Here is a 22,241-nt window from a genome sequence, read left to right on the forward strand (position 1 = left end):
GGGGCCGGCGCCGGCCGACCCAGTCGGCCAGCCGGAGCAACGCCGGAAGCCCGATTATAAGCAGCCCGGCGTCAGGATGACAGTCCCTTACGATAGGGGCACTGCGTTGCTTGCGTGCTGAAGGAGGACAATCGGGCGATCTTCCGGGCCGCCGCCTGCGCCCAGAAGGCGGCCGACTTCCTGCACGGCCTCCAGCCGAGGAACAGGTAGATACGAGCCGCCAGGCGGCGGGCGGGCTTGCGGCTTCACGTCCCAGGCCCGCAATTGGTCCCATGCCGCATATCGCCTAATCATATCGAAGCACCGCCAGTTCACTCCTTGGCTTAACGGGGCGACTTGAAGGCTTTGCTATGCTGCGACAAGGCAGGACACTCAAGCCATATCAGGTTGGGGTGAACTTCATTCAATCATCCCGGCCCAGGAAATAAGAAGGGAATTTAGCAATCGTATCGCGGTGGGACGGATTCCGTCGAAAATCATCAATTAGGGATCGCCACTTCGCCATTTCGTCTGCTTTTATGAAATGGTCGAATGGGGAACGGATTGTATATTCGAGGTTTTTTCCTCGTAATTTCAGTGTCGAAAACACCAGATTCACCAGACGCCTTTTGCCCTCGACGTTCGACAACCGGAAGTGCGATTGAGCGTTTCCGCTAATTTTTACAATATCTTGCATGCGTTCGGCAAACTTGTCGTCGGCGCTGTTATGCTGGGTTATCTCTAGGGTGATCTCGTCCCGGCGCACGGCCAATGCTTTGCGGAACTCCGCATGGTCCTCCTCGGTGATTTTGGCATCCAGCCAGAAATCCATGAGCCTATCCAGCTTGGATTTGATGGCGGTCTGCTCCCGGTGCAGCGATTCCAGGTGGGCTTTGTGGTAATCCCGCTCATATGCGGCCCCGCTGCGGATATATTGCACGATCTCGGCCACATCCTCCGGCGCAAGCTTCAAATTCCTGAACACCTCCTCCACCCGTGCCAGCACCTCGTCTTCTCGCACCCATATTTTCCTGGTCGTATCCGCCGGATTATACGTGCCGAGATAGATGATCTGGTAGGGAGTGCCGCCGGCACGCTCGCGCCGCTTGGTGTCGGCCGTCACGACCCTGCCGGTGATGGCACAGGTGATGAGTCCCCTGAACACGTATTCCTGCCCGCCGTACTTGTACGGTTTCTTCTTCCAGCCAAGCCGCACAGCCTGGCAGGCTTCGAAGACCTCCCTGCTGACGAGCGGCTGATAAATATGCGGGTATTCTTTGCCGGTCTTCTGAACCCGCATCACCCCGTGGTAGAACGGGTTCTGCAAGAGGCGGTGGATGTGCGACTGGCTCAAAGTGCCCTGCGACCGCACGCTATTCCTCAGGCCCCATTCCTTCGCCTTGCGCGTCAGGTCGCCGAGCGTGTATTCGCCGGACGCATAGCACGAGAAGAGCTTCTGGACCAGGGGTGCGCGCACCGGATCGACGACGATTCTGCCGGTGCCCCTCTCCCTCTCGAGTCCCCTGATGTGCAGGTAGCCTATCGGCGCGTGGCTGATCCACTCGCCCTTGCGTAATTTCTGCTGGATGCTGCGGTTCACGTTGTCGCGCAGCGAATCCACGTAGCTCTGGGCCAGGATGACGTGCAGGTTCCACATCAGCCGTTCTTGCGAGGTGGAATCCTTGTGGATCTGCACATTCTCCACGTGGAAGTGCAGCTCGATCTTCCCTTCCCCGATCAATTTCTCCAGCAGGGGCGTTTCCGTCAGGCGTCGTTGGAGCCGGTCCACCTTGTCGGTGATGATGGCGATGCGTTCTTTCTGGCGCCTGGCGAAATCGATCGCCGCCATGAAGTCTTTCCTGGTGCCGACCGTGGAGGATTCTACGATCTCGAAGGTCCTGATCACCTCCAGGTCGTTGCGCATGCAATATTCCCGCAGGCGGAACGTCTGCGCATCGAGCGAATAACCCTGCTCCTGATCCGGCGTCGAAACACGCGCCAGCGCTATGGCCTTGGTGGCCCTGTTTCCAAATGCGTCTTTCATCGCTCATACTCCCGCAACGGTGATCGGGCAAGTTGGAAAACCGAAGGCGGATCGGCATGACGGCTTCCAGGCGACGCCTTGTCGCATAGCCGCCATCTCCCCGACCGGGCGGGGACGATACGCGCCGAGGTCGGTTGATGATCCCGTCCGCCTCCGGGGTTCCACACCCATGAAAATTATTTATGTTCATTCTTAGTTGTAACAGGTGGATTGATGGAGTCAATGTGTCCTAGCGTTTCGTCCTGCTTCAGTCCCATCAATTCCCGGCAGAAGGCGATGAGATTGCGCGCCGCCGCATGCGCCTCCGCATCGGATAGCGTATCGCCGGAGCGTTCCTTCACGCGGTCGACGATGGATCGGAAGATTTCCTCGCGGCTGCGGCCGTCCGGCCTGGCGTCCCACGCCTGCTCGTAGGTCAGCGGCATGGGCCCGCCCCCTCGCCCGGCACTCGGATCGACGGTCGGAGTTCTCCCGATGATGACGTTTCGTATAGCATTATTTGTTCGCCTTGTTTAGCATTATTTTGCCCGAGCATTCATTTCCTCCCGCCGCATGATTCAATGAGGCTCCTCGGCCGGAGGCCGAGGTATCAGGAAGGCCCCCCGAGGGGGCCCGATACGTGAGGAAGCCCCCGTTGGGGGCGATGACTTGAGTCGCTCCGTCGGAGCCCGGTACATGCGGTAGCCCCCGCGGGGGGCGTAAGGCCAGGAAGGCCCCCTCGGGGCCTACGGGGTTACTCCAGGTTCAACTCGCCCTGCCGACGATCCAGCTCATCCTGCTCGCGGATGTACTGCCGCACCCGGGCCTCATCAAGGCCCACCGTGCTCACGCAATAACCCGTCGCCCAGAAATGCAGGCCCGTCATCCGGCGCTCCTTCAACAGCTCACGATGGATCCGGACGGCGCTCTTGCCCTTCAGGAACCCGATCGTGTTCGCCACGCTATACTTGGGCGGTATGCTCAAGCACAGGTGGATGTGGTCGGGCATCGCGTGCCCTTCCAACAGATCGATCCCGCGTTGACGGCACAATTCCCGAAGGATCGGGCCGATCTGATGCCGAAGCCTTCCGTAGAAGACTTTGCGGCGGTACTTCGGTATGATCACGACGTGGTACTTGCATTCCCACCGGACATGGGAAAGGCTCTGCCATTCGTGCATAGGCTCCTCCTTCCTGCCCCTCGGGGCCTTCCTGGAAGGAGGAGCCTATTTCATTGCACGTCGGATCGCTCGAAGCTCTTCGGGTCGCACGGCCAGAGGCCGTGGATTTATGACGTATTAAGGCGCGTGGCGATCTTGAGCAGCGCCGCGCCCCACATCTGCCAGGCCCTGGTGCGGCCGCAGCCGATCCGCTCGCAGATCTTCCGCCAGCGCACCCGCTCGGCGCGCAGCCATACGAGGCGGCGTTCCTCCTCGGAATCGAGCAGGAACATCCACCCCAGGGCCTCCTCCATCCTGGAGATCGCGGCCGCGCCGGGAGGCCCGAGGCGGTGGGGCATCGGCTCCGCATCGAGCAACTCCTGCACCGTGCGGATGATCGGCGGCCAGGCGTTGAAATACCCCCGTGCCTTGACGCGAGGCAGGCGACGCAGCGTCCTCGCCGCCTCTTCGAGCGCCCCGCGACGCCCTCGGCGGTCCACTTTTCCATGGTCATGCCCCCCCGACGAGCTGGAGCCCGATCACGCGCACGCCCGTTGCGGTGGCGTCGGCCCACAGGCGTTGCAGATCGTCGAGGTAATGCCGTGCGATCCATTCCCGGGAGAAGCGGCTGGGGCAACTCATGTAAATCAGCAGGCCGCCCTGGCGCGGCTCGGAGCCGGTGATGGCGGTATTGCCGAGCCAGCTGCGGCATGCCGCCCTGCCGTGTTCCCTCTCGAAGGCACTCAGGACTGCGTCGCAGGCCGCCTGCAGCTCGGGGACATGGCAGGCCGGAGGGCGGTGCGGGTGCCTGCCCCCCGAGAATCCCCCTTCCAGCACCTTGGCGACGTGATCGGAAGATTCGACCGCCCAGCCGAGGTCGATCGTCCAGCCCTTGCCGGGTATCTTCCCCAGGCAGAAGTCCGAAGCGCCGATGATCTCGCAATAATGTCGCCATGCCTGCATGTCCTGGCGAAAATCCTCCCGCCATCGCCGCATCATTCGACCTTCCCGGGCGGCGGTCAGGGCGGCCTTGCGTCCCCTGGTCAGCTTGCCTTGTACCTCCTCGTTCCAGATATCCAGCATCTGCTCCAAAATCCGACCTTGGTCCTCCGCGGCCGCGTTTCCGTCCCCTCCCCTGCCTCCCGCCTGGCGTCCTTGATTCAAGTTTCTCTCGCCTAGGGATTTCACAAGGGGCTTTCTGGTTTCCGGATCTGAGTCTGCATTCTCCTCTGCATCTGTATCTGTTGCTTCTTGGGTTGCCCGGCGTCCCGCGACCTTCCCCGTGGCTTCACCGCGTTGCAGGCCGTCGCGTGCCGTTGCATCCGATCGCCTGGAGGCGCGATGCTTCTGCGACCGCTCGGTCGAGGTGGCATGCTGCCGCCTACTCCAGGCGGTCAGGCGGTTGTCCCCGTCGATCATCCCCTTGGCGCGGAAGGCCTCGATGATCTCCTGGACCGCCTTCAGCTCCGCATCCTGGGCGACGGCGATCTCCTCGGCATCGACATCGGCCACCCCTCGCGGGTCGTGCTGCGAGGCGGCATCGAGGAGGCAAGCCCATATCGCCACCACCAGGGGCATGGGCTGCCCGGTGCGCCTGGCGATGACCCGCAGTTTCGGGTCGTACGGCATGCCGTGATAGGCCCTGTACCACTCGATCGACACGCCCGCCCCTACGAGTCGGATTCATTGCTGCCGGGCGTGTGGCCCCTCTTCCTGGCGACGATTCCGCGCACCCAGTCGAGCATGGCCCCCGCGTTGTATGCGGCCTTATCCGCCTGCTCCAGCAGGCGCAGCAGCACCCGCTCGTCGAGACGCATGACATCCTCCCTGCTCATCCTGCGGATGTCTTCCAGTTGAACCTTAGGGTCGGGCAAGTCGTTCATTTGGCCTCCTTCGATCGAGTTAATCGAATCGAGCCTGCCCGACGACTCGGGGGGATGGCGTGTACCTTGGTGGAGGTTCCGGCGGGGGCGGAGGGGACCGGCCTTGGTGTCGTTACCGGCAGACGCTCGAGAAAAGTACCATCAAATTTCCCGGCAATGCCGCGGAGGCTGTCACCGGATGATGGCTTCGCTTCCCACGGCTTCTCCCGGCCTGGCGCCCGCCGGCGGTACGTTCAGGCGATACGAACCGCGTTTGTCCGACAGGATGACCTTCCGCCAGTCTCGCTTGCTCTTGAACACGTCACGCAGCCTGGCCGCATTCGATCCGGCGCCATCGAGGAGGGTCTTGCCGTGGACCCATGGGCCGCGACCGAGCGATGCCGCGTGGAGGAGCTTGATGACATGCGCCTGCACGTCGCCGAAATGATGCTCCTCGCCGTCGATGCGAATATGCCTGTAATCATCGGAGGCGAGGAATTCCGCCAGCGGCGGCCCCGCCGCACAGCCCTCGACGTCATACGGCCTCAGGCGATATTCCCTCTCGAATTCCGCCCGGTCCTGCGCAAGGACCATCAAGTCTTCTATGCGCACCAGGAGGGCGGGCTGGCGCGGCTCGTCCGGCAACCGCAACACGGTGCCCCTCCTCGTCACCGAATCGAAGCTCCGCAGTCGGGCACTCCCGACGCTGGATATGGTGCGGAAATCCCGGGGCCGGACCCCGACGAACCCTTCTTTGGCCTCATGCCGCATGAAGACGAACTGGCGATCCTGGATCGTGCCCCGTTCGAGGTATCGCAGCGGCATCCACACGCAGGCATGCAGGAATTCGTTCTCGACGGCGTAATAGAGGTCTTCCAGGGAGATCCCCCAATGCTCGCGGAGCCGCAGCAGCCTGGCATATTTCCGATCGCGAAATATGGAAACCATGATGCAATCTTTGATGGAATATAATTATTAGTATTTGCACTTATAAGTGGAGTCCCTCGGCCTGTAAAGCCCCCGTGAACACCCCCGTGGGCGCGAGCCGGGGCGAGGCGACTTTCCGGCGGGCCACCGAGGAGACCGGGCGGTCCTCCACCGACCGCAGGCCCGAGGACGCCTACGTCGATCTCATGCATGATGCCGAATCCCGTGGATCACTGACCATTAAGGGCGGCGGCCCACCGGAACCCGACCGCCCCGCGTACGACCTCGGGGTGGTCGATGAGCCAGCGGCAGCGCTCCATCAGCGTCCCCTGCAGGGTGTCCAGGTCGCCGAACGCCTGGTTCGCCACCGCCTCGCGCAACAGGGGCCATAGCGGCTCCGCCGGCTGCAGCTCCGGCGTGCAGGCCGGCAGCCGGTGCAGCACCACGTTCGCAGGGACCACCAGCCGCTTCGCCACGTGCCAGCCCGCGTTGTCCACCAGCACGGCCAGCAGCTTCTCGCCCGAGGGGTCCGCCCGGCGGGCGAACTCCTCCAGGGCCAAACCCATCCAGTCCGCGTTCGCCGACGGCAGCAGGAGCTCAAGGTTCCGGCCGCTGGCCGGGTGCACGAAGCCGTAGGCGTCCGGCCGTCGCCCGATCGTCGACCAGACCCGGCGGGAGATCGGCTTCAGGCCCGGCCTGGCCTCATCCTCGGCCCGGAGCTCGACGACCTTATCGGGGTGGTCCCGCCGCAGGCCCTCGAGCCGGTCTCCCAGTGCGTCTTTTCCACGCCCGCCGACGGGCGGGCGTGGCGGCCTCCGTGTGGCTCGGTCGCGGGACCTGCAGCGACATCCCCAGGCCGCGCAGCCAGGCCCAGCCGGTCTGCTTGCAGACGACGACCCCCCAGCGCTCGCGGACGTAGGCGGCGACCTTGGGCCCGCTCCGGAGGCCGCCGTCGGGCGGCGCATGCCGGAGGGCATCCCAGAGGTCGATCTGCTGGTCGTCGGTGAGCTTGGGCCGGCCTCCGTTGGTCCGGGCGCGGCGATCCGCCAGGCCATCCGGCCCGTCGGCATTCCAGCGCTTGAGGACCTTCCGGACCCAGCCGGGCGAGAGGCCGACGACGCCTGCGACGCGCTCCGGCGTGGGGGAGTCGGGCCCGGTCAGGAGCCAGAGGACCTGCCAGTGGGTCTTCTCCAACCCCGAGCGGCAGGCGCGATAGCGGAGGGAGATCTCGTCGTGAGTCAGGTGAGGGGCGATCGGCAGACGCGGTCGGGCCATGGTGATACCCTCCAATCGTGGATCACCCCTCTATTGTAACGTTTCTGATCCAGAAGATTCCGTATTAGTACTAGTTTGCGGTGCGAAATAGGCTGGATTATGCTGGTTTTCGGCCGAATCTCCGCGCCTCGACCCCTCACCCGGAGGGCCCGGCGATGCTCCGCGACCGATATGAGCCCGTCGACCTGTTCCGGCTGATCCCCCAACTCGGGCTGGTCATGGAGCCCTGGCTCGCCGCTCTCGATCAACTCCTCGACGATGACCAAGTCATTGCCGCGGTGCGGGCCGACTTCGTGCGGAGGTACAGGCTCACCGCCTCGCACGGACGACCCTCGACGCCGGTCGAGGTCCTGCTCCGCATGCTCGTCGTCATGCGGATCTACGGATGGAGCTATGAACAGGCCGAGTACCACGTCAAGGACAGCCTCGTCCTCCGCCAATTCTGCCGCGTCTACCTCGAGCGCGTCCCCGACGACACCACCCTGATCCGATGGGCCAACACGCTCGGGCCCGAGGCGATCCGGAAGCTCAACGACCGGGTCGTCGAGCTGGCCCGGCGGAAGAAGATCGCCCGCGGCCGCAAGCTCCGCGTCGACACCACGGCGGTCGAGACGGACATCCACTTCCCCACCGACAGCGGCCTGATCGGCGACGGCATCCGCGTCGCCTCTCGGCTCTTCCGCCGGGCGAAGGCGGTGCTGGGCGAGGCCGCCGAGGGGCTCGGCGACGCCTTCCGGGGCCGGGTCCGCACCGTGCGGAGGATCTCCCGGGAGCTGCACCGGATCGCCCGCCGCAAGGGCGACGAGGCCCGGTCGGCGATGAGGGCCGGATACGAAAAACTGGTGGCCACCGCCCGCGAGGCCATATCCCAGGCGGGGCGAGTGCGCGAGGCCCTGAAGGATCATACCGAGCCCAAGGCCGCTCGCATTGGCGCGAGACTCGGCGAGCTCGTGCCGCGGCTGATGCGTTGCGTCGACCAGGCGGTGCGGCGCGTGCTCCGGGGCGAGTCGGTCCCATCCGCCGAGAAGCTGGTGTCGATCTTCGAGCCGCATAGCCAGGTGATCCCCCGGCACAAGGCGGGCAAGCCGGTGGAGTTCGGCCGCAAGATCCGTCTCGACGAGGTCGAGGGCGGGATCGTCAGCGGCTACGCGATCCTCGACCGGGGCGGAGGCCAGGACCAGCCCTACCTGGCCGACGCCCTCGATCAGCATCAACGCATGTTCGCCCGGGCACCCGACCTGCTCGCGGCGGATCGCGGGATGTCCTCGGCGGGGAACCAGCGGCTGGCCCGGGACCGGGGCGTGAAGCATGTCGCCCTGCCGCACGTGGGCAAGTCCCCGCCCGGTCGCCGGGCGGCTCGAGAAGGAGCGTTGGTTTCGCCGAGGGTATCGGTTCCGTGCGGGGATCGAGGGGCGGATCCACGCGGCTGAAGCGGGATTTCGGGCTGAGGCGCTGCCGATATCGGGGCGAGGACGGGATGGGTCGATGGGTCGGATGGGGGATCGTGGCGCACAACCTGTCGAAGGTCGCGGAATCCGGATGAGATGGGAGGACGGGGCAAGATTCAGGCCGACGACATCCTCATAACGATCCGGGCTCCCTGAGTCATCGCCCCATCAGGTCATCGTATGAACGATTTCGCACCACAAACTAGTACTACAGTTGTAACTAATCCGGCGGTTGCGCGTCGCGTCTCTTGTAGTGGCAGCGCCTCGCGAACGCCTGATGGGCCCGCCGCCACTCCGACCAATCGAGCACCTCTCCGGCCTCCGGCAGGCGTGACCACAGCAGGCGGACCAGCAGCCGACGGGCCTCCGGCACCGTCACCGCGATCAGCTCCGGCCCGGCCTCCGACTTTTTTTCGCCGGCCCATCGGCCAGCTTCCGCACCGCCGACAGGACGGCGTGGGCCAGCAGCGCCAGCGTGACGTGGCGGTGCCAGCCCGTCCAGCTCCGCACCTCGTAATCGGCCAGCCCGGCCTCTTGCTTCGCCGCCTCGAACGCCCCCTCCACCGACCAACGCGAACCGGCCGTCCTGGCCAGCCGCGTCAGCGTCGTGCGGGCCGGCCCGGCCCGGCCGCGATGTAGTACGCCAGCTCCCCCCGATCATCCAGGCCCTTGCGGACCAGCAGCCAGCGCCGCCAACCCGGCCCGAGGTCGTGATCGATCTCCACCCACGCCCAGGCATAACGCCGCGGCCCCTTGCTCCCCGTCGCGATCGCGATCTTGTGCCAGGACCGCGCCGGTAGGGCCCCGGCCAGGGCGGCGACCTTCTCCTGCCCGGAGCCGACCCAGACGCCCTGGTTGGAGCGGACCGCGAGCACATAGGGCCGCCGCCGGCCCTCCAGCCAACGCCGCAGCTCCCAGGAGCCATAGACCTCGTCGCCGGTGACCCACGCCGCCGGCACCCCGGCGGCGAACGCCCGCTCGAGCATCGACATGGCCAGCCGGATCTTGGTGGCGAAGGCCGTCCCCTCGGGGATGCCCGCCGCCTCGCAACGCTTCGGGTCGGCGGTCCACTCCTCGGGCAGGTACAGGGAGCGGTCGAGGAACGCGGTGCCGTGGCGGGAGGCGTAGGCGAGGAAGACGCCGACCTGGGCGTTCTCGACCCGGCCGGCGGTGCCGGTGTACTGCCGGGCCACGCCCGCCGACTTGGTCCCCTTCTTGAGGGACCCGGTCTCGTCGAGGATCAGCACGGCCTCGGGATCGCCGAGGTGCTCGACTGCGTAGGCCCGGAGGTCGTCGCGGACGGCGTCGGGGTCCCAGTCGGCGCGGCCCATGAGGTACTGGACGCCGTAGGGGTCGGCATCGCCGATGCGCTCGGCGACCTGCCAGGCGTTCTTCCGCCGGACGGGGCCGAGGAGGCCTACGAGGTAGGCCCGGACGCGGTCGCGGGTCTCGCTGCGGGGGAAGCGGCCCCCGATCCGGCGGGCGACCTCGTCGAGCTGCTGCCCCCACTCCCGGACGTCCTCAAGTCCTACTGCGGAGCCGGTACTGGCCATGGTGAGCCTCCCTGGGGATTCCCATGGCCAGCCTATCAACCTTTTTCCTTAGTTACAACTGTAGTATTAGAGCGTGTTATGAACTCCGTTGTAGGAGCGGGGCGGCCTTATGAAGCATCAGGAGGCTGAAGGCGACGTAGTGTAGCCCCTTCAGTGTCCCTGCCAGGCGCTCGTAGTCGCGGGCCAGGCGGCGGAACCGCGACGCCCAGCCGAAGGTCCGCTCCACCACCCATCGGCGCGGCAGCAGCACGAACCCGCGCTTGGCCTCGGGGAGCTTCACCACCTCCAGGTGGATCCCGTGGTCGGCCGCCGCGACCTCCGCGTCGTCCCCGGTGTAGCCCTGGTCGACGAACGCCAATTCCACCGACTCGCCGGTCACCTCCTGCACGGCCTCGGCCAGGATCGCGACCTGGTCCCGGTCCTGCTCGTTCGCCGGGGTGACGTACAGGGCCAACAGGTGCCCCAGCGTGTCGACGGCCGCGTGGACCTTCGAGCCCCGCCGCCTCTTGTAGCCGTCGTAGCCGGCGCGGGGGCCGCTCTCGACGGTCGACTGGAGCGTGCGGCTGTCCAGGATCACCGCCGAGGGCTCCGGCCCGCGGCCGTCGGCGAAGCGGAGCAGGGCGCGGAGGTCGTGGACGATGGCCTCGAAGCAGCCGGCGTCGATCCAGCGCCTGGTCTGCTGGTAGACCATCGCCCAGGGCGGGAAGTCGCCGGGGATGTACCTCCAGGGGGCGCCGCTGCGGACGAGCCAGCGGAGTGCGTCGAAGACGTCGCGGAGGCCGTGGACGCGCTGTCCTGCGTCCTCGGGCAGGAGGCAGAGGTAGGGGACGACGAACTCCCATTCGGGGTCGGAGACGTCGCTGGGGTAAGATTTGTGTGTGATCATACCCTAAAGTACGTCGCGGACTGGACTAAAGTTCATAACACGCTCTACAGTTCCCCAGCTTTTTGTCCCTCGGGCTTTCTCTCGCGACGACCCGAGCAGCCATCATCGACGGCCTCACGCTGCACGCGAGGGCCGGCCGGGCCTTTGCAAAGGGGAAGGGGTCCGCCCGCCGCCCCTTGAACCATCGCCGCCGGCGCCGCAGGGCACCATGTTTCTCATTTGTTCCCGTAAACGAGCTCTGCACTGATGATGCTTGAACGATCGCGAAAGCTTGTGAAATTCCTCGCCAAATTTGGCCGGGATTTCGAAATTTCTCGGCCGTCTTTAGCGGGACGGGAACCTCGGCGTAAACCTTTTCTAAAGCTACATTTATTTACATGGTAGACTCTCCGGCCCGTGGTCCCCGGGGGCAGCCCCGGCGCGGCGATGCTCATGAGAGACTTGAAATTGGCCCGCACGAGCCTGTATAAGGGCTGGCCTGTTTGTGGTTCAGATCAATCACCAATATAACACATATTGTCCGACGTCCGCAGAAGATCCAGACCACGGAACGGGTTCGGCGTGCGCGCTGAGCCTAGTGGCCCCCCCACACTAAGCAAGGGATCGCACCATGAGCCGCTCGCCCTCCGCACGTCGCCGTGCGCTCCAGAATCGTCGCGCCCGCGCCTTCCGAGGATTCCATCCGCAGATCCAGTCCCTGGAGCTTCGGCAGCTCTTGGCGACCTCATTGACGATCGCGGCCACGGACGCCTCGGCCGCCGAACTCGGCCAGGACACGGCCACCTACACCATCTCCCGCTCCGGGCCCACCACCTCGCCCCTCACCGTCACCTACGGCATGAGCGGCACCGCCGCCTTCAACGACTACACCGGGCTGCCCAACTTCAGCACACTGTACGGCACGGGTTCCGTCACCATACCCGCCGGCCAGGCCAGCATCAGCCTCACGCTCACGCCCAACGCCGACGCTCTCGCCGAGGCCTCCGAGAGCCGCCGTGATGTCCCTCACGGCGAGCGTCTCCTCCGGGTACGTCCTCGGCGACGCGGCCAGCGCCACGGCGACCATCGCCGACAACCCCTCCGCCGCCGCGCCGCCCGTCGTCACCATCGCGGCCACGGACGCCTCGGCCGCCGAACTCGGCCAGGACACGGCCACCTACACCATCTCCCGCTCCGGGCCCACCACCTCGCCCCTCACCGTCACCTACGGCATGAGCGGCACCGCCGCCTTCAACGACTACACCGGGCTGCCCAACTTCAGCACACTGTACGGCACGGGTTCCGTCACCATACCCGCCGGCCAGGCCAGCATCAGCCTCACGCTCACGCCCAACGCCGACGCTCTCGCCGAGGCCTCCGAGAGCGCCGTGATGTCCCTCACGGCGAGCGTCTCCTCCGGGTACGTCCTCGGCGACGCGGCCAGCGCCACGGCGACCATCGCCGACAACCCCTCCGCCGCCGCGCCGCCCGTCGTCACCATCGCGGCCACGGACGCCTCGGCCGCCGAACTCGGCCAGGACACGGCCACCTACACCATCTCCCGCTCCGGGCCCACCACCTCGCCCCTCACCGTCACCTACGGCATGAGCGGCACCGCCGCCTTCAACGACTACACCGGGCTGCCCAACTTCAGCACACTGTACGGCACGGGTTCCGTCACCATACCCGCCGGCCAGGCCAGCATCAGCCTCACGCTCACGCCCAACGCCGACGCTCTCGCCGAGGCCTCCGAGAGCGCCGTGATGTCCCTCACGGCGAGCGTCTCCTCCGGGTACGTCCTCGGCGACGCGGCCAGCCGCCACGGCGACCATCGCCGACAACCCCTCCGCCGCCGCGCCGCCCGTCGTCACCATCGCGGCCACGGACGCCTCGGCCGCCGAACTCGGCCAGGACACGGCCACCTACACCATCTCCCGCTCCGGGCCCACCACCTCGCCCCTCACCGTCACCTACGGCATGAGCGGCACCGCCGCCTTCAACGACTACACCGGGCTGCCCAACTTCAGCACACTGTACGGCACGGGTTCCGTCACCATACCCGCCGGCCAGGCCAGCATCAGCCTCACGCTCACGCCCACGGCGGATACAACCGCCGAAGCCGATGAAATCGCCGTGATGTCCCTCACGGCGAGCGTCTCCTCCGGATACATCTTGGGAAGTGCCGCGAGCGCCACTACGAACATTACTGACGATGACGGCGGACCAGGGCCTGTCAGTGTGACCACCGTGACGATCGCTGCCACGGACGCCTCGGCCGCCGAACTCGGCCAGGACACGGCCGTGTTCACCGTGTCGCGCACCGGTCCGACGGCTTCGGCGCTGGTGGTCTATTACACGGTCACGGGCAACGCCTCGGCGACCGACTACACCGGGTTGACAAGCAGCTTCGGGACGTACAGCGTCACCATACCCGCCGGCCAGGCCAGCGTGACGATGGCCGTGACGCCGGTGGCCGACACCGTCGCCGAGCCCGACGAGACCTTAATTCTCGCGCTCTCTTCCAACTCGGCCTACGTCTTGGGCAACGCGTCGTCGGCTACCGTCGTGATCGCCGAGGATACCGCGGCCACCGCCGCCGCCGTGCAAGCCGTCACCATCGTAGCCACCGATAGCAATGCTGCCGAGGCCGGACCGAACACCGGGACTTTCACGGTCACGCGCACCGGTCCGACGGCTTCGGCGCTGGTGGTCTATTACACGGTCACGGGCAACGCCTCGGCGACCGACTACACCGGGTTGACAAGCAGCTTCGGGACGTACAGCGTCACCATACCCGCCGGCCAGGCCAGCGTGACGATGGCCGTGACGCCGGTGGCCGACACCGTCGCCGAGCCCGACGAGACCTTAATTCTCGCGCTCTCTTCCAACTCGGCCTACGTCTTGGGCAACGCGTCGTCGGCTACCGTCGTGATCGCCGAGGATACCGCGGCCACCGCCGCCGCCGTGCAAGCCGTCACCATCGTAGCCACCGATAGCAATGCTGCCGAGGCCGGACCGAACACCGGGACTTTCACGGTCACGCGCACCGGTCCGACGGCTTCGGCGGCTGGTGGTCTATTACACGGTCACGGGCAACGCCTCGGCGACCGACTACACCGGGTTGACAAGCAGCTTCGGGACGTACAGCGTCACCATACCCGCCGGCCAGGCCAGCGTGACGATGGCCGTGACGCCGGTGGCCGACACCGTCGCCGAGCCCGACGAGACCTTAATTCTCGCGCTCTCTTCCAACTCGGCCTACGTCTTGGGCAACGCGTCGTCGGCTACCGTCGTGATCGCCGAGGATACCGCGGCCACCGCCGCCGCCGTGCAAGCCGTCACCATCGTAGCCACCGATAGCAATGCTGCCGAGGCCGGACCGAACACCGGGACTTTCACGGTCACGCGCACCGGTCCGACGGCTTCGGCGCTGGTGGTCTATTACACGGTCACGGGCAACGCCTCGGCGACCGACTACACCGGGTTGACAAGCAGCTTCGGGACGTACAGCGTCACCATACCCGCCGGCCAGGCCAGCGTGACGATGGCCGTGACGCCGGTGGCCGACACCGTCGCCGAGCCCGACGAGACCTTAATTCTCGCGCTCTCTTCCAACTCGGCCTACGTCTTGGGCAACGCGTCGTCGGCTACCGTCGTAATCGCCGAGGATACCGCGGCCACCGCCGCCGCCGTGCAAGCCGTCACCATCGTAGCCACCGATAGCAATGCTGCCGAGGCCGGACAGGATCCCGCTGTCTTTATCGTCTCCCGGACGGGACCGACCTCTTCCGCACTAACAGTCTATTACACGCTGATCGGTACGGCCTCGACGGGCGACTACACCGGGTTGACAAGCAGCTTCGGGACGTACAGCGTCACCATACCCGCCGGCCAGGCCAGCGTGACGATGGCCGTGACGCCGGTGGCCGACACCGTCGCCGAGCCCGACGAGACCATCGTGCTGGCCCTCTCGTCCAACTCGGCATACGCCCTCGGAAACCTCAGCGTGGCGACAGCCGTCATCACCGACTCGTCACCGACGACCCCTGCGAACCTTGCGGCAGCCATCATCTCCTCGCACCAGGTCGACCTCTCGTGGTCCGACACGCTGCGCGAGACCGGTTTCATCATCGAGCGAAGCACGAACGGAGCGAACGTCTGGACTCAAATTGGCACGGCCGGCGCTGATGCCACTTCCTATAGCGATACCACTGCCAACGATGGTACACGTTATGACTATCGAGTGCGTGCGTACAACGGCGTGGCCGCGTCACCCAACAGTAATACGGCCATCGTCCTGATTCCCCTGGCCACCCCCACAGGGGTGTCAGCGACGTTCGTTTCTCCCACCCGAATCGAGGTGAACTGGACCGACCAATCGTCGGCCGAATTGAATTACTCCATCGAGCGTTCGCTCGACGGCACGGCGGGATGGCAGCAGCTCGGCTCGGTTACCTTGAACACGACCGCGTTCTCCGTGTCCGGACCGTTCAACCCCTCAACGGCCTACTATTTCCGCGTCCGTGCGTATAACACAACAGCCGGCTACTCCACCTACTCATCAACCGCCACCGTGACGACACCGGCGTTCCCCAACACGCCAACGCTGGGCACCGTCGTGGCGACCTCCGATGTCACCGTCAATCTCACCTGGACCGACATCGCCAACGAGGACGGCTATCGCATCGAGCGCAGCTCCAATGGCGGGACCACCTGGACCACCGCGGGGACCGTCGGCGCAGGCGTCACTAACTTCACTGACAATGGATTGACCGAGGGGAGTTCGTACTCGTACAGACTCTTGGCGGTCAATGCTGCCGGTGACTCGATACCGAGTGCCACGCGCACCGTCGCCACCCTGCCAACCGCGCCAAGCGACCTCTCGGCCACGGTGGTGTCGGGCAGCCGGATCGACGTGAGCTGGACGGACCGGTCCGCCGCCGAGGCCGGCTACTACATCGAGCGTTCGCTCGACGGTGCGACGGGATGGCAGCAGCTCGGCTCGGTCGCCGCCAATGCGACGACGTTTGCGGCCCCAGGACCCTACAACGGCTCCACCACATACTACTTCCGCGTCCGCGCCTACGCCAATACCGGCGGCTATTCCTCCTATTCGGCGACCGCCAGCGTCACAACGCCGGCATTCCCCAACGTCCCGACGCTGGGCACCGTCGTGTCGCAGTCGGATACCGCCGTCAACCTCACCTGGACCGATCTCGCCAACGAGGACGGCTATCGCATCGAGCGCAGCTCCAATGGCGGGACCACCTGGACCACCGCGGGGACCGTCGGCGCAGGCGTCACTAACTTCACTGACAATGGGCTGACCGAGGCGCGTTCATACTCGTACAGGCTCTTCGCAACGAATGCCGTGGGCGACTCGGCCCCAAGTGCCACGCGCACCGTCGCCACGTTACCGACGGCTCCCGCCAACGTCTCAGCCGCGGCGATCTCCCCGAGCCGGATCGACGTGAGCTGGACGGACCGGTCCGCCGCCGAGGCCGGCTACTACATCGAGCGTTCGCTCGACGGCGCGACGGGATGGCAGCAGCTCGGCTCGGTCGCCGCCAATGCGACGACGTTTGCGGCCCCAGGACCCTACAACGGCTCCACCACATACTACTTCCGCGTCCGCGCCTATAGCCTCTCCTACGGCACCTCCGTCTACTCGGCGACCGCGAGCGTGACCACGCCGGCGTTCCCCAACATGCCGGCTATCGGCACGGCCACCCCCCAATCCGACACGAGCATGAGTCTGACGTGGGCGGACGTGGCGGGCGAAGACAGTTATCGGATCGAGCGGAGCACCAACGGTGGCAGCACTTGGACAACGGCAGGGACGGTGTCGGCGGGGGTGACGAGCTTCACCGATTCCGGACTGACGGAGGCCACGCGATACTATTACCGGGTTATCGCAACGAATGCCGTGGGCGACTCGGCCCCGAGCGTTTCCGTCACGAACTTGACCCTCCCTGCCGCTCCGAGCGGGCTCTCGGCAACACCGGTCTCGGCGACGCTGATCAACTTGAACTGGGTCGACCGATCGAACGGGGAGACGGGCACGAAGATCGAACTGTCGTCGAGCCCCGACGGACCTTGGACCCAGATCGCAACGACGGGGGCGAACGTCACCGCGTTTGCGGCCCCGGGTGCGTTCCTCGCCTCGACGACCTATTACTTCCGGATCATGGCTTATAACGGCGTCGGCAACTCGGCCCCGGTCGTCGTTTCTGCGACGACGGGCGCGTGGCCGAATGCACCATTGAACCTCGTGGTGGTGCCGGCTTCGCTGACGCAGCTCGATGTCTCGTGGTCCCCCTCGGTGGGCGCGACCGGTTACGTGGTGGAGCGGAGTGCGAACGGAACGAGCGGCTGGACCCAGGTCGCGACGCCCGGGGCCGGCGCTACCGCGTACTCGGATACCGGGCTCACGCAGGGGACGCCCTGGTGGTACCGCGTGCGGGCCACCAATGCGAACGGTGGCTCTCCGTATAGCACCATCGGCAGCGCCACGACCCTCTACTATACGCCGACCGTCGTGACCCCGGCCGCGGCCAACCCCGGGATCGTCACGGGCAAGACGGCCGCCCTGAGTGTGCTGGGCAACGTGCAGGGAGGGGAGGCCAGGCTGCGTTACCTGTGGTCCGCCATCACCGTGCCGGACGGGGTGCCGGCCCCAATCTTTGCCGGTAACAACACGAACTTCGCGAAGAACACCACGGTGACGTTCGCGGCGGCCGGAAGCTATCTCTTCCGCGTGACCATCATCAACGGGACGGAGTCGGTGGCCAGCGACGTGGCCGTCACGGTGAACCAGGCGATCACCACCGTGAAGGTCAAGGCGACCGCCTCCACCAGCCCTAATGCCAAGGTCATCGTCCAGCCCGGTGCGACGCAGCAATTCACCGCCGAGATCCTCGACCAGTTCGGCCTGCCATTCATCGACCCGGTTTCCGTCACCTGGTCCCTCACGCCGGGTAGCCCCGGCGCAATCGATCTCAACGGGCTCTACACCGCCCCCGACGAGATCGCGGGCGAGAGCGAGATGGCCTCCATCGTGGCCAATGTGACCGAGGGCGGCGCGCCGCTCTTGCGGAATTCCTCCATGATGAGCCTGTCGAGCGAGGAGGGAGTTTCCGGCTCGACCACCGTGGAGGTGACGGAGCGGATCACGATCGACTTCGACGACCTCACTGCCGGGACCGTCGTGACCAATCAGTATCCATACGTGAAGTTCTCGGGCGATCCCGCGTTTCCGAACCAGGTCCTGGCCACGACCGACGCTTCCGCGCCTAACTCCCTGGGTGCCCCGACTCCCCCTCCCAACGGCGACGGGGTCGGCAACCCGTACATCCATCCGCTCTACGTCGATTTCTCGATCCCCGTCGAGAAGCTCAGGTTCACCCTGCTTCGGGACGACGCCAGTGGGGCCATCGCCCAGGTCCGCGTCTATGAGAAAGGGACGCTGTCGGCGACTGTCCCGCTGAACGGGACGGCGACGGTTAGCACCCCCGAACACATCGACTTGACCGCCTACCACAAGGTCACGCGGATCGAGATCGTCAACATCACGGACCCGGCCGGGTTGCTCTGGGACGACTTCAGCTTCATCGCCGGGCCTGACCTCGATATCGACTCGGACAATAACGACAAGACCAGCGATCCGGACCGTTCCGACGATGAGGACGACGCTGAGAATCCGAAAAACCAGGGGCTCGGCCCCGACCAGGTGAAGCCGGGCAAGGTCATCCTGGCCAACGTCGACGACACGGACGGCGACGGAGTCGCCGACCTACTCGACGGCTACGGCCCCAACGCGGAGGTCAGTGACGACGAGCGATTCACGCCGGTCAAGCTTCAACTCCCCGACGATTTCGATCTCGAGCGCTTCAAGCTGTCGTTCAAGTACAACGCGGCCGCGCCGGGCATGGCCAAGGACGCCCTCTCGGAAAACGCGGCGCTGCGGCTCTGGACGAAGGACGGTTCCAAGGTCCGCCTCGGGGATTCGGCCCTCTCGAATGGCGACTTCATCAGACCGGGCGAGGACTACGAAGGCGAGGAAGACCTCGCCAAGCTGAACTTCTCGGACACGGACCGCACCATCACGCTCTACGTCGAAGGCCTCTTCGCCTCTCGACAGGCGGCAGACCAGGCAATCAAGGTCATGCTGTCTTATAAGGACGCCAAGGACAACTGGAAGCCGGCCGGGTCGGACACCGTCCGCGTGACGATCCTCCAACCCTACACCACCATCGACGACATTAGCGCCGATGACCCGAAGGTCGTCCCGGTCATCGTGGCCGGGCCGTTCCTCGAGACCGACGGGGGAGAGGCGTTCGATCCCGACCGGTTCCTGGAGGACGGACCGGCGAACTTCCAGCTCAAGAGCCAGGCCGAGGGTGCGACCGGTTGGACGAACGCGTCCCAAAAGTCCGTCACGATGAACGAGGGCGGCGCGGCGGCCTACATGGGCGTGACCTCGCGGCATGCCGGTGATAAGTACCGCGTCGTGATCGACGTGATGGGATACAAGGTCGGCACGGACATCGCGACGGTCATCCCGGGCAAGGCCGCGGTTTTCGAGGGGGTCCAGGCCCCGTCGAACGTCGTCGCCGACGGGGTCAGCACACGCACCCTATCCGTCACCGTGAAGGACGCCCACGGCAACCTGGTCGCCGACGGGACTCCCGTCGACTTCATCTTCACGAGCTCCAATATCAAGGACAAGGCAAGCGAAGAAGCCCAGAAGCAGAACCTGACCGTCAACGGCCGGGCCGAGATCGAGATCGTCGCCGGCACCAAGAGCGCCGAAGCCCCCGAGCAAGTCATCCTGATTCAGTGCGGCGATGCCGAGGCCACGATCCAGATCGGGCTCAATGCGGTCACCTTGACGATGACGTCCTCGGGGCCGTTGGTACTCGGTAGCGGGCAGGCCCCGACGGTCTCGGTCCAGACCAATGCCGCGGCGGGCGCCAAGGTTTACTTCCTGTTCAGCAACGGGAAGACGGCCGAGGCGACCGTCGGCGGCGACGGATCGGCCGCGGTCACCGTCCCGACGACGGCCTACGACGCGCCCGGCAAGATGCAGGTCCTCGTGAGCTGCGGGAACAGCACGATCAGCGGCCAGATCAACGTCGTCCGCCCCAGCGACGCCGAGTTCTCGGTCGACTTCAGCCGTTCCATCATCCATACCAAGGGTTCCGGCCCGGCGCCGACCTACCAGCTTCCCGGCATCGCGAACCCGCTGCCGGGCACGACGCTCCCCCCCACGACGACGCTGACCTACGCCCAATACCGCCCCCCCACGGTGACCGAAGGTCAGTTCGAGGTCGTCGGCGCCCCGGGCTTCACGTACACGGTGTCGTTCCTGAACCCGCGCGACGCCGAGGTCGCGGAGCTCCAGAGTGACTGGTCGTTGTTCGGCACGTTTATCATGGGTTCCTCCGGCCGCCACACGATCAAGGTGGTCAGCACGAGCGCCACGTACATTGACGGCACCCCCGTCTCGACCAACGGGCTGCCCCGGGCGATCCCCGTTCTCATCCAGCGGTACAACTATCCCGTCTCGACCACCCCGCTCGACACCCGCACGGAATGGGTCTATGCCATCTCCGACAAGCCGACCGAGCCGTATGCCTACACGCTGATCTACGACACGGTCTTCGGCTTCCTCGGCTTGACGGACCCGGAGACGACCGCCGGGATCGCGGCCAACTTCGCGGGGGGGATGTTGGCCGTCGGCGATGCCGGCTCGATCGTCAAGAACCTCTGGCGGATGGCCGGTTTCTCGGACAAGCCGGTCAACTACTACGAGCTGACGCTTTCGTCGCTCGGCCTGCTGACCGAGCTGCTGCCGCTGGCCGGTGAGGTCCCCGACGGCCTGATCTCGACGGCGAGGGCCCTGGTGGCGGCACTCGGGGTCGCGCCGCTGGGCGGCATCCTGATGGAGGTCGTTCGCGACATCGCCATCGAAGGGTTGAGCCGCCCGGAGATCCCCCAGCCCGAGGGGACCGACCCGTTCGGCGACGTGCCCCTCGGCGGCGACGGGATCGACGTCGACACCACTTACGGCGAGCCGGGCGATGAGGCGGCCGCGCCGCTCGGGTCCGGCCTGGGCGGCGGGGCCCCGCTGATGACGTTCCTGCTCTCACCGTCGGCCCTGAGCGCCGGCAAGAGCGCCGCCGAGTCGCTCCTCGACTTGCTCAAGAATCTCGCCAGCGGCACCCGCATCAAGGTCGCCGGGGATCTCATCACTTCCAAGGCCATGTACAACCGGGTCTGGAAGTTCAACGATTACCTCGGCGAAAACGGCTACAAGCTGTGGGATGCCTTCGACAATCTGCTCAAGGACCCCGACCTCGCCCTCTCGGTCAAGGACGCCCGCAAGCTCCTGGACACCCTCACCGAACTGCCCGACGGGACCTCCAAGGCGATCGCCAATCTCGCCGCCGAGGCCACCGATGAGCTCGGCCCCGCGCTCAAGAACATGGCCCTCATCATCAAGAAGGGCAAGATCGACGCGGGCGTGCTCAAGAACGTCCTCAAGGATCTGCCCAATGGCCTGCAAGGCCGGTGGCCGATGAAGCAGATGCTCGAGGACCTCGCCTCCATCAGCGAGGTGAACGGGTTCCAGAAAGTCATGAACCAGTTGACCGTGGACGTGAGCAAGTGGCCTGCGAGCAAGCAAGGCTTCGGCTACCAGGCCAAACTCGGGCGGCTCTACGAACTTCAGAGCGCCGCCAAGCTCAGCAAGACCCCGAACCTCAAGGTGGAAAGCCTTCAACTCTACGTCCCGGCGCGGACGATCAACGGCACCAAGGTGACCAGCACCGACATCGACGTCGTCACGGTCAACACCGTCACCGGGGAGCGGATCTTCTGGCAGGCCAAGCGGTCGAAGGACGCTTTCGTCACCTTCGCCGACCGCAAAGCCGGCGAGATCCGCCAAAGCCCCATCGCGGCCGAGAATTGGATCTTGAAAGCCCAAGCCCAGGCCGATGAGATGGGAGGGGCCACGATTCGATACATCACGGGTAGCGACCCGGCCAGCATCGATAGCCGGATCACTAAGGTCATTGAGGATAAGCTCGGCGATGGTGCGATCCTTTTCTCCCCCGGAGTCTAGGTAGGGGCGACGCGGCCGGCCAAGC

12 protein-coding genes and 3 pseudogenes are annotated in these 22,241 nt (G+C 65.8%); 4 read left to right on the plus strand and 11 right to left on the minus strand.

Annotated features, from left to right (window positions below; translation table 11 throughout):
• Positions 1-403: 403 nt before the first annotated feature.
• The 9 genes from ACOYYX_RS20830 to ACOYYX_RS20870 form a co-directional block, all read right to left on the minus strand.
• On the minus strand, positions 404-2,023 hold the full coding sequence (locus ACOYYX_RS20830) for a recombinase family protein (protein ID WP_422923327.1): 1,620 nt from the start codon (positions 2,021-2,023) through the stop codon (positions 404-406).
• Positions 2,024-2,199: 176 nt separating this feature from the next.
• Positions 2,200-2,448 (minus strand): hypothetical protein, encoded by a 249-nt coding sequence (locus tag ACOYYX_RS20835; RefSeq protein WP_422923329.1) that lies wholly within the window; start codon positions 2,446-2,448, stop codon positions 2,200-2,202.
• A 308-nt stretch (positions 2,449-2,756) separates the two neighbouring features.
• Positions 2,757-3,182 carry an IS200/IS605 family transposase gene (gene tnpA, locus ACOYYX_RS20840; RefSeq protein ID WP_422923331.1) on the minus strand — a complete coding sequence of 142 codons (426 nt, stop codon included), beginning with the start codon at positions 3,180-3,182 and terminating at the stop codon, positions 2,757-2,759.
• Positions 3,183-3,289: 107 nt separating this feature from the next.
• Positions 3,290-3,661 carry a DUF6362 family protein gene (locus ACOYYX_RS20845; protein WP_422923333.1) on the minus strand — a complete coding sequence of 124 codons (372 nt, stop codon included), beginning with the start codon at positions 3,659-3,661 and terminating at the stop codon, positions 3,290-3,292.
• Positions 3,662-3,671: 10 nt separating this feature from the next.
• Positions 3,672-4,790 (minus strand): DnaA N-terminal domain-containing protein, encoded by a 1,119-nt coding sequence (locus tag ACOYYX_RS20850; RefSeq protein WP_422923335.1) that lies wholly within the window; start codon positions 4,788-4,790, stop codon positions 3,672-3,674.
• Positions 4,791-4,831: 41 nt separating this feature from the next.
• A complete protein-coding gene (locus ACOYYX_RS20855) occupies positions 4,832-5,044 on the minus strand; it encodes a hypothetical protein (RefSeq protein ID WP_422923336.1) in 213 nt (70 codons plus the stop codon).
• 171 nt (positions 5,045-5,215) lie between these two features.
• Entirely contained in the window at positions 5,216-5,971 is a 756-nt protein-coding gene (locus tag ACOYYX_RS20860) for a hypothetical protein (protein ID WP_422923338.1), read from the minus strand.
• Between the two features lie 209 nt (positions 5,972-6,180).
• Positions 6,181-6,516: a transposase gene (locus tag ACOYYX_RS20865; protein ID WP_422923340.1), complete on the minus strand. Its 336-nt coding sequence runs from the start codon at positions 6,514-6,516 to the stop codon at positions 6,181-6,183.
• Between the two features lie 163 nt (positions 6,517-6,679).
• Positions 6,680-7,225 carry a winged helix-turn-helix domain-containing protein gene (locus tag ACOYYX_RS20870; protein WP_422923342.1) on the minus strand — a complete coding sequence of 182 codons (546 nt, stop codon included), beginning with the start codon at positions 7,223-7,225 and terminating at the stop codon, positions 6,680-6,682.
• A gap of 155 nt (positions 7,226-7,380) precedes the next feature.
• Between ACOYYX_RS20870 and ACOYYX_RS20875 the strand changes: the two are divergent.
• Positions 7,381-8,768, plus strand: a pseudogene (locus ACOYYX_RS20875) (ISNCY family transposase).
• Between the two features lie 289 nt (positions 8,769-9,057).
• Here ACOYYX_RS20875 and ACOYYX_RS20880 read toward each other — a convergent pair.
• Positions 9,058-10,226, minus strand: a pseudogene (locus tag ACOYYX_RS20880) (IS701 family transposase).
• 76 nt (positions 10,227-10,302) lie between these two features.
• Positions 10,303-11,112, minus strand: coding sequence for an IS5 family transposase (locus tag ACOYYX_RS20885; RefSeq protein ID WP_422923344.1), 810 nt, complete (start codon positions 11,110-11,112; stop codon positions 10,303-10,305).
• 998 nt (positions 11,113-12,110) lie between these two features.
• Here ACOYYX_RS20885 and ACOYYX_RS20890 point away from each other — a divergent pair.
• From ACOYYX_RS20890 to ACOYYX_RS20900, 3 genes and pseudogenes are all read left to right on the plus strand, one after another.
• A complete protein-coding gene (locus ACOYYX_RS20890; RefSeq protein ID WP_422923346.1) occupies positions 12,111-13,217 on the plus strand; it encodes a hypothetical protein in 1,107 nt (368 codons plus the stop codon).
• 10 nt (positions 13,218-13,227) lie between these two features.
• Positions 13,228-13,974 (plus strand): annotated as a pseudogene (locus ACOYYX_RS20895) (Calx-beta domain-containing protein); the annotation flags it as partial.
• 187 nt (positions 13,975-14,161) lie between these two features.
• The gene (locus ACOYYX_RS20900) at positions 14,162-22,216 is read left to right on the plus strand and encodes a fibronectin type III domain-containing protein (protein WP_422923348.1); all 8,055 of its coding nucleotides are present in this window, start codon (positions 14,162-14,164) and stop codon (positions 22,214-22,216) included.
• Positions 22,217-22,241 lie beyond the last annotated feature (25 nt).

This window comes from Singulisphaera chitinilytica (genome assembly GCF_049331405.1).
GTDB lineage: Bacteria > Planctomycetota > Planctomycetia > Isosphaerales > Isosphaeraceae > PoT.

Excerpts from the sequence above, each read along its gene's own strand:
- ACOYYX_RS20885 (WP_422923344.1), bottom strand. The coding sequence starts at position 11,112 with ATGATCACACACAAATCTTACCCCAGCGACGTCTCCGACCCCGAATGG.
- ACOYYX_RS20865 (WP_422923340.1), bottom strand. The coding sequence starts at position 6,516 with ATGGGTTTGGCCCTGGAGGAGTTCGCCCGCCGGGCGGACCCCTCGGGC.
- ACOYYX_RS20850 (WP_422923335.1), bottom strand. The coding sequence starts at position 4,790 with ATGCCGTACGACCCGAAACTGCGGGTCATCGCCAGGCGCACCGGGCAG.
- ACOYYX_RS20890 (WP_422923346.1), top strand. The coding sequence starts at position 12,111 with ATGTCCCTCACGGCGAGCGTCTCCTCCGGGTACGTCCTCGGCGACGCG.
- ACOYYX_RS20835 (WP_422923329.1), bottom strand. The coding sequence starts at position 2,448 with ATGCCGCTGACCTACGAGCAGGCGTGGGACGCCAGGCCGGACGGCCGC.
- ACOYYX_RS20855 (WP_422923336.1), bottom strand. The coding sequence starts at position 5,044 with ATGAACGACTTGCCCGACCCTAAGGTTCAACTGGAAGACATCCGCAGG.
- ACOYYX_RS20870 (WP_422923342.1), bottom strand. The coding sequence starts at position 7,225 with ATGGCCCGACCGCGTCTGCCGATCGCCCCTCACCTGACTCACGACGAG.
- tnpA (WP_422923331.1), bottom strand. The coding sequence starts at position 3,182 with ATGCACGAATGGCAGAGCCTTTCCCATGTCCGGTGGGAATGCAAGTAC.
- ACOYYX_RS20830 (WP_422923327.1), bottom strand. The coding sequence starts at position 2,023 with ATGAAAGACGCATTTGGAAACAGGGCCACCAAGGCCATAGCGCTGGCG.
- ACOYYX_RS20860 (WP_422923338.1), bottom strand. The coding sequence starts at position 5,971 with ATGGTTTCCATATTTCGCGATCGGAAATATGCCAGGCTGCTGCGGCTC.